The following is a 15,056-nucleotide window of genomic DNA, read 5'->3' as shown; positions in this document are numbered from 1 at the left end:
GTTCAAGGGGCAATTCCATTGCCGGTCGTTTGTTCAGAGAGGGGGAAGGAGCCTGGCGCATCCGCGCGACGCTTGCCATGACTCGGTGGTGCGGGTCGCAGCGAAAAAACAACCCCGTTGCCGGGGTTGTGGGCGTTAAACCGAATCAAACCAAGGGCTTCAGACGATGCGTCGACGCAAAACCACGAGCGCGCCGATCAGCAGTGCCCCAAAGCCCAGCAAACCCAAGGAACCGGGCTCCGGGACCGAGATCGAGCGCCCGTTGAACGTGGTGTCGTCGATGCCCCAGGCGTCGTTGGTCAAATTGGTCAGCGTGATCGAGGTGAAAGGCGACGTAGTCGTGAAGCCGAAATACTGGGCCCCACCGTCCGCGTTGGGCAGCGGAGTGAGCAGTTGGTCGGTGCCATCATTGAAGGTGATCTGCAGTCTGTCGGTGCCACTAAAAACGGTCTGCAACCCCGTCAGGAACGTTCCGAAGGAATACGTCGGCATGGCGAACGTAAAGGTGGCCGACCCTCCGGGAACGCCGAGCCACTGGCTGCCACCGGACGTCGTATTGAAGCCATAGAGGTTGCCATTTGTGATGTTGCTGATCCCCGAAAACCCAGGTCCGAAATTCGGACCAGTCAACCCAATCGACACACCGGGTCCGGCGGCGATAGGTGAGTAGTAACCGGTCGCGAGGTTCTCGTAGGTGATCGTTTGCGTGGTACCGTACCCGGACGCCGCGGCGAGAAAGTTCGCTTGGGCGGTGGCCGAGTTGGGGAACGGGCCGCTCGTGGGTGCAGCATTATCCTGCCCGGAATAGATGGAGATCGTTGCATGTGCGGTACCGATCGCTGCGGTGGCGAACACACCCGCGAGGATTGCCGTGCCCAAACGTGTGGTCAGCGCGTTCATCGTAGGACCCTCTGTTGAAAGGAAATACTCCCCCTGACACAGATTTTAAAAGCACTACCCATGCCAAGAGCGGAAGGACCTTTAAATCAATTACTTGCTTGGAGTGCAAAGCCTGCCTGGCGCTGAAAAACGTAAGGTTCTTCGACGGCATCTGGAAGCAACATGAAGTCGTGGTCGGTGGCTGTCGGATAGATACCGAATCTGGGGGTCAGACATGCTCGGCGAGCACCGTCCGGCTTGGCGTAGCTCAGCACCACGACGCCCCCGAATATCGTGGCGACGTTCGATTGATGCGGTGCCGGGAAACGCCGATGACGGTCAACGAGTGAACCGCGGGCGGCGCGCGATGTGGCGCCAACGGAAACGAACTGGATCGGGCGGTGCCGCGTCGCCGCGCTGTTATGATCGTGGCCCGCTCCGCTTTGACGTTCCTTTCCATGCTCAATCCGCAACAGCAGGCTGCCGTCGAACATTGCGACAGTCCGCTGCTGGTGCTGGCCGGTGCGGGGTCGGGCAAGACCTCGGTGATCACGCAGAAGATCGCGTATCTGGTGTCACGCAAGCATCTCGCGCCGGCGAAGATTGCCGCCATCACCTTCACCAACAAGGCGGCGCGCGAGATGCGCGAGCGCGTCGGCAAGCTGGTCAGTGCTGAGGCGGCGCAGGAACTCACGGTCAGCACCTTCCATGCGCTTGGGCTGAAGTTTCTGCAGATCGAACACGAGCGGGTCGGGCTGCGCCGCGGTTTCTCCGTCCTCGATGCCGACGACAGCGCGGCGATCGTGAAGGAGCTGGCGCCCGGTGGCACGAAGCCTGATGTGCTGCGCGACATCCAGCACCTGCTCGGGCAGGCCAAGAACGCCGGCCTGTCCCCAGAGCAAGCGCTGGCCGCCGCGCGCAGCGCGCGCGAGTCGGACGTGGCTGCGCTCTACGCCCGCTACCAGCAGCGTTTGGCCGCATTCAACGCGGTGGATTTCGATGACCTGATCCGCTTGCCGCTCGGCATATTGGAAACGGATGCGGAGTGTCGCGCGGGCTGGCGCGAGCGCCTGCGCTACCTGCTGGTGGACGAATACCAGGACACCAACGACGCGCAATACCGCCTGCTGCGCGCGCTGGCCGGCGAGCGCGGCGCGCTGACCTGCGTGGGCGACGACGACCAGTCGATCTACGCCTGGCGCGGCGCGAACCCCGGCAACATCGAACAGCTCGGCCGCGACTGGCCGAACCTGCGCGTGATCAAGCTGGAGCAGAACTACCGCTGCGGCCGGCGCATCCTGCGCGCCGCGAACGCACTCATCGCCAACAATCCGCACGCGCACACCAAGAAGCTGTGGAGCGAGCATCCGGAAGGCGCGCCCATCCGCGTGCTGGAATGTCGCGACAGCGCCCACGAGGCCGAACACGTCGCCGCGATTGCAGCGACGCTCGCGGAGCGGCACCACGCGCGTTGGCACGATATCGCGATCCTGTATCGCGGCAATTTCCAGGCGCGACCGCTGGAAAAGGCGCTGCGTCTGGCGAACGTGCCTTATCACCTGAGTGGCGCGCTGAGTTTCCTCGACCGCGTCGAGGTGAAGGACCTGCTCTGCTATCTGCGCCTGCTGACCAACCCCACCGATGACGCCGCGTTCCTGCGCGTGGTCAACGTACCGAAGCGCGAGATTGGCGCGACCACGCTGGAGAAACTGGGGCTGATCGCGCAGACGCGCCACGGCTCCTTGCTCGAGGCGACGCGCAGCGACAGCGTGCTGCGCCAATTGAGCCCGCGGCCTGCCGCCGCCCTGGCCCGGTTTGCGAGCCTGCTCGACGAACTGCGCAGCGCGTCGGTGCAGCAGAATGCGGCCGAGCTGGTGGAAACCGTCATCGCGCGCACGGGCTATGCCGCGCATGTCGCCGCCGGCACCGCTGACCAGGCATTGCGCGCGCGGCGCATGGGCAACCTCGCGGAGCTCGCGGACTGGTTCCGCGCGATGCAGAAGCAGCCCGGCCCCGCCCGCGGCGCGGGCGACTTGGCCGCGCAGCTCGCCTTGCTCAGCCACGCCGACCGCGACGATCCGGGTAACGCCGTGCGCATGATGACCTTGCACGCGGCCAAGGGACTGGAGTTCCGTTTCGTCTTCATCGTCGGATGCGCCGAAGGCGTGTTGCCGCACGAGGGCGCGATCGACGAGGGGCGGGTCGAGGAGGAGCGCCGCCTCATGTACGTGGGCCTGACCCGCGCGAAGGAATTGGTGACGCTCACCTGGCCGGCGCGCAACAAGCACTGGGGTGAGGTGCACGCCAACCAGCCCAGCCGCTTCCTGCTGGAGCTGCCGCGTGCGGACCTGCATTGGCAAGGCGAGGATGCCGAGGCCGACCAGCAGTCGACCCGCGAAACCGCCCAATCCCATTTGGCGAAGATCCGGGCCATGCTCGCCGACAGCCAAGGGCTCCAATAGCTTTCGCGCGCCTGTCGGCAGCCGAAAGCTCTTCATCGATCATCGCGGCAACCGTCGAACGGCGGATGCATCGCCCGCGAGTGGGCTCCACGAACTGGGGACCACTGCAAGGCGGCGCGCGGGGGATGATCAAAGGAGCCGGTGGGCGTCCAGCTCGCTCTTCAGGTACGCGTAGTAGATCGGCGCGGCAATCACGCCCGCCAGGCCAAACGCGGCCTCCATCACCAGCATGGCGATGAGCAGCTCCCAGGCGCGGGCGTGGATCTGGTCGCCGACGATGCGGGCATTGAGGAAGTACTCGAGCTTGTGCACCAGTATCAGGAACACCAGGGCCGCGATGCCTACGCCGAGCGACACCGACAGCGCGGCGATCGTCACCGCGGTGTTGGACAGGAGATTACCCACCACCGGCAGCAGGCCGACGATGAAGGTGACCACGACCAGGGTCTTGGCCAAGGGCACGTGGATGCCAAGCAGCGGCAGTGCCACCAGCAGGAACAGGCCGGTCAGCACGGTGTTGATCAGGGAGATCTTGACCTGGGCGAAGACGATGTTGTGGAACGCCATCGCCAGCCGCTCGGCGCGCATGCGCAGGGTGGCGGCCAACGGGCCTACCCGATGCTCGGGACGGGTGCGGCTCAGGGCCACGATGGCGCCAAGGACCAGGCCGATGACGATGTGCACAAAGCCGCGCGCGGTTTCCCGCCCGGCGAGCTGCAGCGCGTTCGAGTGGCGGTGCAAGAGTTCCATCACGCCGAGGCGCAGGTCGTCCACGCTGTCCGGCAGGTTGTCGACCAGCATGGCCGGTAACTGCTGGCGCGCCTTTTCGACCAGCGGCATCAATTGGTCGCGCCACAGGAGATCCGAGCTGCCGAGTTCGGAGCGGAAAAAGGCAATCGTGGCGAAGATCAAGCCGAGCAGGAGGCCAACCACGGCCGCGCCGAGGACGGCCACCACCAGCATGCGGGCGCCGTCACCGGAAATGCGCCGGCCCAGCAGCGGCGTGAGCGTGCGTACCAACTCGTAGACCAGCAGCCCTGCCAGCAGGGCTGGCAGCAGGCGCAACCGGATCACCAGCAGCAGCGCGGCCGCCGTCAGCAGGTAACTGCTGATGCGGACGAGTGGCGACGGTTGGCGGGTAACGGGAAACGGGTAATCCATGGGATGGGCAGAGGTCGGTCAGTTTTATTCGTCATTCCGGAATCACCGGCGATATCCGGGCTCCAGTGCCTTTGCGTTTCAGTAACTTGCCGTCGATGCCCTGGATGACCAGCTTCGCTGTTGTGAAGCGCCTCCCGCGTTCGCGGGAATGACGATGTGGGAGTTGTTGGGAACGCCTATGTGGGAGCCGATCAGGGCCCCGGAAAGCCGGCAGTCTGTCAGTTGGCGGTCCCGACCGCCAGTGGGCAGGCGTGGTCGCGCGGCGCCATCGGGCCGCTAGAATGGGCCGATGCAAGACATTTCAGGTACCCGCGCGGCTCGGCGGCAGCGCGTTTCATGGTGGTTCGACCTGGCCGGCGCCCTGTTGCAGCCTTGGTTGCGCCTGCGGCGGGAGCCGGCGGAACCGGCCACCCTGCTGCCGGGCAGCGCACCGGTGTGCTACATGATCGAGCGCGACGGGCTGTCCGACACGTTGATCCTGCACCAGGCCTGCCGCGAGGCCGGCTTGCCGAACCCGTTGCAGCCGCTGGCCGGCATGCGGCGCCGGCGTTCGGTGATGGCGTTGGTGCGGCGCGAAGGCTGGGTGTTTGGGCGGACTCGCAAGCGCACCATCCAGTTGGCCTTGCGCGATTTGTTGCGCAGTTTGCAGGCGCAGCCGGAGCGCGATATCCAGGTGGTACCGGTGGCGATCTACGTCGGCCGCGCCCCGAGTCGCGACAGCGGCTGGTTCAAGGTGTTGTTCTCGGAAAACTGGGTGGTGGTCGGACGTTTCCGTCGGCTGCTGGCACTGTTGTTCAACGGTCGCGACACCGTGGTGCATTTTTCGGCCCCCATCTCGCTGCGCAGCGTGATGGAGGAATGGCCGGACCTGGACGAGGAGCGCCTGGCGCGCAAGATTGCGCGCGTCCTGCGCACGCACTTCCATCGTATCCGTGCGGCGGTGATTGGGCCGGACCTCTCGCACCGGCGCACGGTGGTGGACGCGGTGCTCAACGCCGAGCCGGTCCGCGCGGCAATTGCCGCCAGCGCGGGGAAGGACAAGATCACCCCGGCCAAGGCCTGGCGCAATGCGCACAAGATCATGTTGGAAATTGCCGCCGACTACTCGTACCCGGTGGTGCGCTCGGTGTCGATGCTGCTCAGCAATTTCTGGAACAAGCTCTACGACGGCATCACGCTGCATCATTTCGACAAGGCGCGGGCCGTCGCGCCTGGCTTCGAGGTGGTGTACGTACCCTGCCACCGTAGTCACACCGATTACCTGTTGCTGAGCTACCAGCTGCACATCTCAGGCGTGGTGGTGCCGCACATTGCCGCCGGGGTGAACCTGGACTTGCCGGTGATCGGGCCGATCCTGCGCCGCGGCGGCGCGTTCTTCCTGCGCCGCAGCTTCAAGGGCAATGCGCTGTATTCGGTGATCTTCAACGAGTACCTGGCCCAGCTGATCGACCGCGGCGTGCCAATCGAGTATTTCATCGAAGGCGGACGTTCGCGCACCGGCCGGCTGCTGACACCTCACCTGGGCATGCTGGCCATGACCATCCGCGCCTTCCTGCGCGCGCCACGCCGGCCGGTGCTGTTCCAGCCGGTGTACATCGGCTACGAAAAGCTGATGGAGGGCAAGTCCTATGCCGGCGAGCTGGGCGGCAAGCCGAAGGAGAAAGAGTCGCTGTTTGGCCTGCTGCGCGGACTGCGTGTGCTGCGCCAGCGCTATGGCCACGTCACGCTGAATTTCGGCGAGCCGATCGAGCTGACGCCGCTGCTGGATGCGACCGGTGCCGACTGGCGGCATGCCGAGGACGATCCGCAAGGCAAGCCCGAATGGCTGAACACGGTGACCAGCCGGTTGGGCGAACAAATCCAGATCAACATCAACCGCGCGGCCGACGTCAATCCGATCAACCTGCTGGCCCTGGTGCTGCTGGCCACGCCCAAGCACGCCATGGCCGAGGCCGACCTGCTGGCGCAGCTGGATCTCACCAAGGCCTTGTTCGAGGAACTGCGCTACTCCGACCGCATCACGCTCACCGCCATGAACGGCGCCGGCATCGTCCAGTACGGCGAGCACATGGGCTGGATCGGGCGGGTCCAGCATCCACTCGGCGACGTCTTGAGCGTGGGCGGCGAACAGGCCGTGCTGCTCAGCTATTTCCGCAACAACGTGTTGCACCTGACGGCCGCGGCGGCGTGGGTGGCCTGTTGCTTCCTCAACAACCGGCGCATGTCGCGGGCCTCGATCCTGCGCCTGGGCCGCATCGTCTACCCCTTCATCCAGGCCGAGCTGTTCTTGCCGTGGGACGAGGAGGGTTTTGGCCGCGAGCTGCAGATGACCATCGATTTCTTCGTGCGTCGGGGGCTGCTCGAATCCGCGGGTGCGGGTCGCGTGCTGGAGCGCAGCGCAGGCCAGGAGGACAGCGCATTCCAGCTCAGGGTCATTGCGCGCGGCCTGATCCAGGCCTTCGAGCGCTACTACATCACCATCGCCGCGCTGGTGAAGAATGGCCCGCGGGCCATGACGGCCGCGCAGTTGGAGAAAACCTGCACGCTCACCGCGCAGCGCCTCGGGCTGCTCAACGAATTGGCCGCGCCGGAGTTCTTCGACAAGGCCTTGTTCCGCGGCTTCATCCAGAAGCTGCGCGAGCGCCATGTGGTGTGGACTGACGACGAGGGCAAGCTGGACTACCTGCCGGCGCTGGAGGAAATGGTGGGCGATGCGCGCATCATCCTCTCGCGCGAGGTGCGCCATTCCATCCTCAAGATCACGCCGGTGGGCGATGGCACGCCGGCCGCTGAGCTGGCCTCCGGATCTGTGACGTCGACATCAGCGGATTCCGAAGTTCACGGGGCGGGGCGGGCTTCTGCCGGCAAGGGCCGGCAATAGCGCGGTGGATGACCCCAGTCGAACACCGTCAACAAGCCGCCGGAAGTTCTACCTTTGAAGTGTCTGCTTGACGGGGACGCTTACGGTGTCGCGTCGAAGTTGAACTCGCTGGCGTCCATATGACGTCTTTTGAAGTGTGTATGCGTTATCCGCCGCGAAGGCGCGATATGCGCGCCGCCGTACGGGTGATCTGTGCCAGCGGTTGCCCGTAACCGAACCCGTCGCGCCAGGGCAACCCTTCATTTACAGTGGTGATCCATTCCTCCAGAGCCTAGCCCCATGTCCCTGCGCCTTGCCGTGTTGTCCGCCGCCATCCTAGTGTCGCTGCCGTGCAGTGTGCTGGCCGCCGGAAGCGCTCTGTCCAACGACGTCACCGTGATGCATTGCGGGCATCTGGTGGATACCGTTGCGGGCAAGTTGCTGGGGGAGACTACGGTGGTGGCCGAGGCTGGGCGCATCAAGGAAGTGCGGGCGGGCAAGGTGGATGCGGCGCCATACCAGGCGGCGGCGAGTGCGGCCGGCGGCAACTACCGTTATGTGGATCTGGCCGATGCCACCTGCATGCCGGGGCTGATCGACGCGCACACGCACCTGACCTCGGAGATCAGCCCGACGGGTTATTCGGACCAGTTCCGCTGGAACACTGCCGACTACGCCATCCGCTCCACCGTGTATGCGCGGCGCACGCTGCTGGCGGGCTTTACCGCGGTGCGCAACCTCGCCGACGGCAACAATGAATCCATCGCGCTGCGCAACGCGATCAATGCCGGCGTCGTGCCGGGCCCGCACATCTATACCGCCGGCAAGGCGATCGGCAGCACCGGCGGTCATGCCGATGGCACGAACGGCTACCGCATGGATCTGGCCGGCGATCCGGGCGCGAAGGACGGCATCATCAATTCGCCGGAGGATGCCTGGAAGGCCGTGCGCCAGCATTACAAGGATGGCGCCGACGCGATCAAGATCATGCCCTCCGGCGGCGTGCTGGATGAAGGCGCCAGCGCCGACAATGCGCAGATGACCATCCCCGAGATCGAGGCCGTGGTGGCGGCCGCGCACGATTACGGCTTCACCGTGGCGGCGCACGCGCATGGCGCCGAGGCGATTCGGCGGGCGGTCGCCGCCGGAGTGGATTCGATCGAGCACGGCACGTTCATGGATGCGGCCGACCTGCAGCTCATGAAACAGCACGGCACGTGGCTGGTGCCGACCATCATTGCCGGCAAGTACGCGCAGGAGATGGCCGAGAAGCCGGGCTACTTCCCGCCGCAGGTGGCGCGCAAGGCCAAGCTGGTCGGGCCGGTGATCCAGGCCAATGCCGGGCGCGCCTACAAGGCCGGGGTCAAGATTGCCTTCGGCACCGACGCCGGCGTGTATCCGCACGGCGAGAACGCCAAGGAATTCGAGTACATGGTGCAGGCCGGCATGCCGGCGATGTTCGTGCTGCAGGCGGCCACCACGCATGCCGCCGAATTGCTGCACAAGTCCAATGAGCTCGGCCAGATTGCGCCCGGCCGCGGCGCCGACGTGGTCGCCGTGCCCGGCAACCCGCTGGACGACATCACCCTCATGCAAAAGGTCAGCTTCGTCATGAAGGACGGCGTGGTGTACAAGGTCGACGGCAAGCCCACGATCTAGGGAAGGGACCCGCCACACCGCTTGCTGTTGTTCCCGCGAGGCGTTCTTCAACGGCCGAGGGCCGGTCAAGCGCAATAGTTGTCCAGGACGTTTTTTGAACCGCCTTGCACCAGGATGCCGAACCACCCCCCCCCAGCGTCATTCCCGCGAAAGCGGGAATCCAGTGCTTGGGTCCTTATGGGTCGTCCGAGAGCACTGGATCCCCGCTTTCGCGGGGATGACGCCAGAGTGAATGACGCCAGGAAGGGATGACGCCAGGGGGGATGACGCCAGGGGGGATGACGCCAGGGGGGATGACGCCAGGAAGGGATGACGACGAAGCTTGGGGTTGAAGTCAAAATAGGAACGGCGAATCGGAATGATTGAGCCGTCGTTGCGCGTGGCCACCACTCGGCGGATGGCCCATGACTTCTGGCCGGTCGAGTCGTGTGGCAGGCGGGCCTATACTCCGCGCCATCGTTGCACCTCAATCTCACTCCTGGGGAATTGCCATGTCGCCACGCCTTGCCGTCCTGGCCGCTGCCGTCGTCCTGTCGCTGTCGTATGCGGCTTCGGCCGCCGACGTGCCGCCGACGCATGACGTCAGCGTGCTGCATTGCGGCCACCTGGTGGACACCGCGGCGGGCAAGCTGCTGGGCGAGACCACGCTTGTGGTCGAGGACGGGCGCATCCGCGAGTTGCATGCGGGCGCGCTCGACGTCAAGCCGTACCAGGAGGCCGCCAAGACTTCCGGCGGCAAGTACCAGTTCGTCGAGCTGGCCGATGCGACCTGCATGCCCGGCCTGATCGACATGCATACGCACCTCACCATGCAGGGCAGCCCGACCAGCTACAGCGACCAGTTCCGCCTGAATCCGGCCGACTATGCGATCCGCTCCACCGTGTATGCGCGGCGCACCCTGCTCGCGGGCTTCACCACGGTGCGCAACCTGGCCGATGGCGACAACGAATCGATCGCGCTGCGCAATGCCATCAACGCCGGCATCGTGCCGGGCCCACGCATCTTCACCGCGGGCCGCGCGATCGGCTCGACCGGCGGGCACGCCGACCCCAGCAACGGCTACCGCATGGACCTGGCCGGTGATCCCGGCCCGAAGCAGGGCATCATCGACTCGCCCGAGGACGCCTGGAAGGCCGTGCGCCAGCACTACAAGGATGGTGCCGACGTGATCAAGATCATGCCCGGCGGCGGCGTGCTCGACGAGGGCGCGGACGGCGAGAACCCGCAGATGACGATCGACGAGATCAAGGCCGTGGTGGCGGCGGCGCACGACTACGGCTTCACCGTCGCCGCCCACGCGCACGGCGCCGAGGCGGTGCGCCGGGCGATCCTGGGCGGCGTGGACTCAGTCGAGCACGGCACGCTCATGGACGCGGCCGACCGCGAGCTCATGAAGCAGCACGGCACCTGGCTGGTGCCGACCATCATCACCGGCGAACGCGTCGCCCAGCTTGCCGCCAAGCCGGGCTACTTCCCGCCGCAGATCCAGCGCAAGGCGGCGGCGATCGGGCCGAAGAGCCTGAGCAACGCCGCCGCGGCGTACAAGGCCGGCATCAAGATCGCGTTCGGCACCGATGCCGGTGCGTATCCGCACGGCGAGAACGCCGAGGAATTTGCCTATATGGTGCAGGCCGGCATGCCGCCGATGTTCACCCTGCAGGCGGCGACTACGCATGCCGCGGAACTGCTGCACAAGTCCGACCAGTTGGGTGTGATTGCCGTGGGCCGCGGCGCTGACGTGATTGCGGTTCCCGGCAATCCGCTGCAGGACATCACCGCCATGCAACACGTCGGCTTCGTCATGAAGGATGGCGTGGTCTACAAGCAGGACGGCAAGCCCGTCACGTTCCACAGTTCGGCGCCGAAGTGAGCAGCCGGCTAAGATGGCGTCCATGAGCGAACAGCCAGCTACCACCCATTTCGGCTACCGCGACGTGCCGGTTGCCGAGAAGCAGAAGCTCGTCGGCGCGGTGTTCACCTCGGTGGCGCGCAACTACGACCTGATGAACGACCTGATGTCGTTCGGCGTGCACCGCCTGTGGAAGCGCCACTTCATCGCCATCAGCGGCATCCGCCGCGGCGACCGCGTGCTCGACCTGGCTGGCGGCACCGGCGACATTGCCGCCCTGCTCAAGCCGGTCGTGGGCGAGGCCGGCGAGATCGTGGTCGGCGACATCAACGCCGCCATGCTGGATGTCGGTCGCGACCGGCTCACCGACCGCGGCCTCGTGTCAGGCCTGCGTTGGGCGCAGCTCAATGCCGAGGCGCTGCCGTTTCCCGACAACAGCTTCGATGCAGTCACGATGGCGTTTGGTTTGCGCAACGTCACCGACAAGGACCGGGCGCTGGCCGAGATTCATCGCGTGCTCAAGCCGGGCGGCCGCGTGCTGGTGCTGGAATTTTCCCGCGTGCGCAGTGCCGTGCTGGGCAAGCTCTACGACTTCCATTCCTTCCAGGTGCTGCCGCGGCTTGGACGGCTGTTTGCGCACGATGCCGACAGCTACCAGTACCTGGCCGAATCGATCCGCAAGCATCCCGACCAGGAAACGCTGAAGGGCATGCTGGAGCACGTCGGCTTCGGCCACGTCGAGGTGCGCAACCTCACCAACGGTATCGTCGCCATCCATCGCGGCTACAAGTTCTAGCTTCCGCCACCCGCCCGGTCGTCATACCGATCGACCTTCATCACCGGGCTCTCGAAGTTACCTTCCGCCGTCATCCCCGCGGAAGCGCACTGCTGTCCGGAACGTTTTCGGAACCGCCTTTGCCTCATCCACGGCATCGCGCCAGGACGCCGAAACCCTGCCTGGCGTCATTCCCGCGAAGGCGGGAATCCAGTGCCTTGGCCTTTGCGGACACCCAAAAACACTGGATCCCCGCCTTCGCGGGGATGACGCCGGGAGGGATGACGTTGGAGAGTTGAGGTCTAGGCTGAGACAACAAGGGTAAGCCGCCTTTTTTTGAGTCCAAGTTACTTGCGACAGCCATCAGGTCATGCGGCGCAATGTTTTCGGTGTCGAGGCACGAATTTATTCCGGACAGCAGTGCGCGAAAGCAGGGGTCCAGTGCTTTCAAGTGACCAGCAACAGCCAAGGCACTGGATGACTAGACATTCGTCTGTTGAAAAGCGCCTCCCGCTTGACCAGCCTTCGGCTGTTGAAGAGCGCCTCGCGGGAATGACGCCGGGGGGTGTTTCGGTGTCTTGGTGCGATGCCGTGGATGAAGCAAAGGCCGTCCCCAAACGTTCCGGACAGCAGCGCGCTTTCGCGGGAATGACGGTGGGCGTTGTCATGGCGTTCCCGCGTTCCGGGTCTCGTGCGGCTGATCCACGTCAGTGGCCTGCTCACCTCGGCAGCGTATGTTGGCGGCTCCTATCCAGAGCCGAGTACCGCCACATGTCCGATGTCATGGCCCCTGAAGAGAAAGTCTATCCGTTCGATGCGCGCGGCATTGCGCACCGCTTCCGCCATTCGGCGATTTTCGGCGCGATCGGCGCGCTGCGCTCGGGCGAGACCATGCGCTTCGTCAACGACCACGATCCCATCCCGCTGCTGGCGCAATTGCGCGACCGGCTGGGCGACAACCTCACCGTGACCTATCGCCAGCGCGAACCCGGCGCCGTGGTGATCGACTTCGGCATCGTCGACCTGCCCGAAGAGTGAGGTTGGCTGCGCCATGAACTACCCGGCATTTTTTGATCAGGCGCCACGCATCACGCTGCGCGATCCCCTGGCGGACTTCCTCGGCGCCGCCGAGGGTGGACTGATGGAATACCGCTATGTCGACGCCGTCCGCCTGGCCGGTCATTCCTGTCCGACGGTGGCCGGCGCCTATCTCATGGCGCGTGCTGCGCTGCGCGCGCTGTATCCCGATGGACCTGCCGTACGCGGCGCGGTTTCCGTGCACATTCCCGGCCCGGCCAACGAAGGCGTCAACGGCGTCATTGCCCAGGTCTTTACCCTGCTTACCGGCGCGGCAGCCGACAACGGCTTCCACGGCATTGGCGGCCATTTCGTGCGCCAGGACCTGCTGGACTATGCGGACTCGGACCAGGGCGGCGACATCCAGGTGACGCGTAGCGATACCGGCAAGACCGTCAGCGTGGCGCTGGATCTGGGCAGCGTGCCGCCGGCGGCAAACCTGCGCCCGTTGCTGATGGCGGCCTTCGCGCCGGACGCGACGCCTGCGCAGCGCAAGAACTTTGGGGACGTCTGGCAGGATCGCGTGCGCCGGATCCTGCTGGAGCACGCGGACGACACCGAGGTCGTGTGCGTGACCGCGCTGAACTGAACCTGGCAGGCTGACAGCAACGCAGCTTGTGGCTCGTGGACGCCGCGCCGGGAAACTACCCTGGCGGGGAGGTCTTCCACCTCGAATGTTTCCACCGCCCATGCGCCTGGTACTTTTTGCACGGTCATCGCGATCAGTATCTGGCTATAGTCGAGTGCGGTCTTTTTTGTTGCATAGGGGAAATTCATGCGCCACTCCATCTTGCCGTTGTTGGCCGGCGTGCTCGCGCTGGCCCTTCTTGGTCCCATCCAGGCGAAAGACGCGCCGGCGCCTGCCAAGGCCAGTTCCAGCCAGGTCGCCACCGCGCCTGCCGCCGAGGACGAGACACGCACCTCCCACGAAGTCACCATTGGTGGACGCAGCTACAAATACGAAGCGACCGCCGGCACGCTGATCATCCGCGATGACAAGAACCAGCCCCAGGCCAGTGTGTTCTACGCCGCCTACACCGTGGGCAAGGACGGTGGCAAGGGCAGCCCGAGGCCAGTGACGTTCCTGTACAACGGCGGCCCGGGCTCGTCGAGCTTGTGGTTGCACATGGGTTCGCTCGGCCCCGTGCGGGTCGAGACCGCCAGCCCGTCTGCCACGGGGCCGGCGCCGTATCACGTGATACCGAACGACGACAGCCTGCTGGACAAGAGCGACCTCGTGTTCATCGACGCCGTGGGCGCCGGCTATTCGCGGCCCGTGGGCAAGGCGACGGGCAAGGACTTCTGGGGCGTGGACCAGGACATTTCCGCGTTTGCGCGGGCGATCGAGCGTTACGTCGAAAAGAACCAGCGCTGGAATTCACCAAAGTTCCTGTTCGGCGAAAGCTACGGCACCACGCGCAGCGCCGGCCTGGTCGACAAGCTGCAAGACGACGGCATGGCAATCAATGGCGTCGTTCTCCTGTCGTCGATCCTGAACTATGCGATCCGCCTGCCCGGTTACGACGAGCTTTACATCGGCTACATGCCGAGCTACGCGGCCACGGCGTGGTACCACGACAAAGTGCCGAACAAGCCGGCCAGCCTGCCGGAGTTCATCAAGCAGGTAGAGCAGTGGGCCCGCGGGCCGTACACCGCCGCGCTCGCCAAAGGCAGCAACCTGCCGGCGGCGGAACTCGACAGCGTGGCGCAGCAGATGGCCGCCTATACCGGTCTGTCCGTGGACTACATCAAGAGCGCGAACCTGCGCGTGGACCTCAGCCGCTTCCGCAAGGAGCTGCTGCGCGACCAACGGTTGACGATCGGCCGCTTCGACAGCCGCTTCACCGGCACCGACCAGGATGCCGCCGGCGAGAATCCCGGCTACGACCCGTCGTCCACCGGCATTACCGGTGCTTTCGTGAGCGCGTTCCATGCCTACTTGGCCGGGCAGCTCAACTACCACAGTGCGCTCGAATACCGCACTTCTGCCCCCGGCGCCAACCGCAACTGGGACTGGAAACACAAGGCGCCCGGCATGTCGCGCGAGCTGCCGCTGGCCTATACCGCGATCGACCTCGCGCACGCGATCCGCACCAATCCGCGCTTGCAGGTGTTGTCGGCCAACGGCTATTACGACATGGCCACGCCGTTCTTCAACACCGAGTACGACCTCGCGCACATGCAGCTCGATCCGCCCTTGCGTGGCAACGTGCATTTCACGTATTACCCTTCGGGACACATGGTTTATCTCAATACCGACGCGCTCAAGCAGTTGAAGGCCGACCTGGTGCGGTTCTACGACGGAGCGACAGCCAAGCCATAGCGGCGCGGAG

The 15,056-nt window shown here is 65.3% G+C and carries 11 protein-coding genes; 8 read left to right on the top strand and 3 right to left on the bottom strand.

Annotated elements, in window-relative coordinates:
* Positions 1-159: 159 nt before the first annotated feature.
* Together AC3WJB_RS01945 and AC3WJB_RS01940 are read right to left on the bottom strand one after the other, a co-directional pair.
* A complete protein-coding gene (locus AC3WJB_RS01945; RefSeq protein ID WP_492678173.1) occupies positions 160-900 on the bottom strand; it encodes a PEP-CTERM sorting domain-containing protein in 741 nt (246 codons plus the stop codon).
* An 86-nt stretch (positions 901-986) separates the two neighbouring features.
* Complete coding sequence (locus tag AC3WJB_RS01940) at positions 987-1,373, bottom strand: hypothetical protein (protein ID WP_492678171.1); 387 nt, start codon at positions 1,371-1,373, stop codon at positions 987-989.
* Here AC3WJB_RS01940 and AC3WJB_RS01935 point away from each other — a divergent pair.
* On the top strand, positions 1,338-3,341 hold the full coding sequence (locus tag AC3WJB_RS01935) for a UvrD-helicase domain-containing protein (protein ID WP_492678169.1): 2,004 nt from the start codon (positions 1,338-1,340) through the stop codon (positions 3,339-3,341). The two genes, AC3WJB_RS01940 and AC3WJB_RS01935, sit on opposite strands and share 36 nt — an antisense overlap.
* Before the next feature lie 129 nt (positions 3,342-3,470).
* Here the strand turns inward: AC3WJB_RS01935 and AC3WJB_RS01930 are convergent, their stop codons facing one another.
* Positions 3,471-4,502, bottom strand: a complete 1,032-nt coding sequence (locus AC3WJB_RS01930) for an AI-2E family transporter (RefSeq protein ID WP_492678167.1) — start codon at positions 4,500-4,502, stop codon at positions 3,471-3,473.
* A 289-nt stretch (positions 4,503-4,791) separates the two neighbouring features.
* Here AC3WJB_RS01930 and plsB point away from each other — a divergent pair, with 289 nt between their 5' ends.
* The 7 genes from plsB to AC3WJB_RS01895 all read left to right on the top strand — a co-directional run bounded on the left by plsB (position 4,792) and on the right by AC3WJB_RS01895 (position 15,046).
* Positions 4,792-7,383 carry a glycerol-3-phosphate 1-O-acyltransferase PlsB gene (gene plsB, locus AC3WJB_RS01925; protein ID WP_492678165.1) on the top strand — a complete coding sequence of 864 codons (2,592 nt, stop codon included), beginning with the start codon at positions 4,792-4,794 and terminating at the stop codon, positions 7,381-7,383.
* A gap of 279 nt (positions 7,384-7,662) precedes the next feature.
* Entirely contained in the window at positions 7,663-9,021 is a 1,359-nt protein-coding gene (locus tag AC3WJB_RS01920; RefSeq protein WP_492678163.1) for a metal-dependent hydrolase family protein, read from the top strand.
* Between the two features lie 491 nt (positions 9,022-9,512).
* Positions 9,513-10,892: a metal-dependent hydrolase family protein gene (locus AC3WJB_RS01915; RefSeq protein ID WP_492678161.1), complete on the top strand. Its 1,380-nt coding sequence runs from the start codon at positions 9,513-9,515 to the stop codon at positions 10,890-10,892.
* A gap of 22 nt (positions 10,893-10,914) precedes the next feature.
* Positions 10,915-11,667: a bifunctional demethylmenaquinone methyltransferase/2-methoxy-6-polyprenyl-1,4-benzoquinol methylase UbiE gene (gene ubiE, locus AC3WJB_RS01910; RefSeq protein ID WP_492678159.1), complete on the top strand. Its 753-nt coding sequence runs from the start codon at positions 10,915-10,917 to the stop codon at positions 11,665-11,667.
* Between the two features lie 750 nt (positions 11,668-12,417).
* Positions 12,418-12,684, top strand: a complete 267-nt coding sequence (locus tag AC3WJB_RS01905) for a DUF2249 domain-containing protein (protein ID WP_492678157.1) — start codon at positions 12,418-12,420, stop codon at positions 12,682-12,684.
* Positions 12,685-12,697: 13 nt separating this feature from the next.
* Positions 12,698-13,312: a hypothetical protein gene (locus AC3WJB_RS01900; protein ID WP_492678155.1), complete on the top strand. Its 615-nt coding sequence runs from the start codon at positions 12,698-12,700 to the stop codon at positions 13,310-13,312.
* A gap of 186 nt (positions 13,313-13,498) precedes the next feature.
* Positions 13,499-15,046: a S10 family peptidase gene (locus AC3WJB_RS01895; RefSeq protein ID WP_492678153.1), complete on the top strand. Its 1,548-nt coding sequence runs from the start codon at positions 13,499-13,501 to the stop codon at positions 15,044-15,046.
* Positions 15,047-15,056 lie beyond the last annotated feature (10 nt).

It is taken from the genome of Rhodanobacter sp. FW510-R10, assembly GCF_058781105.1.
The sequence above is the reverse complement of the archived record's forward strand: the minus strand, read 5'-3'. Positions and strand labels throughout refer to the sequence as shown.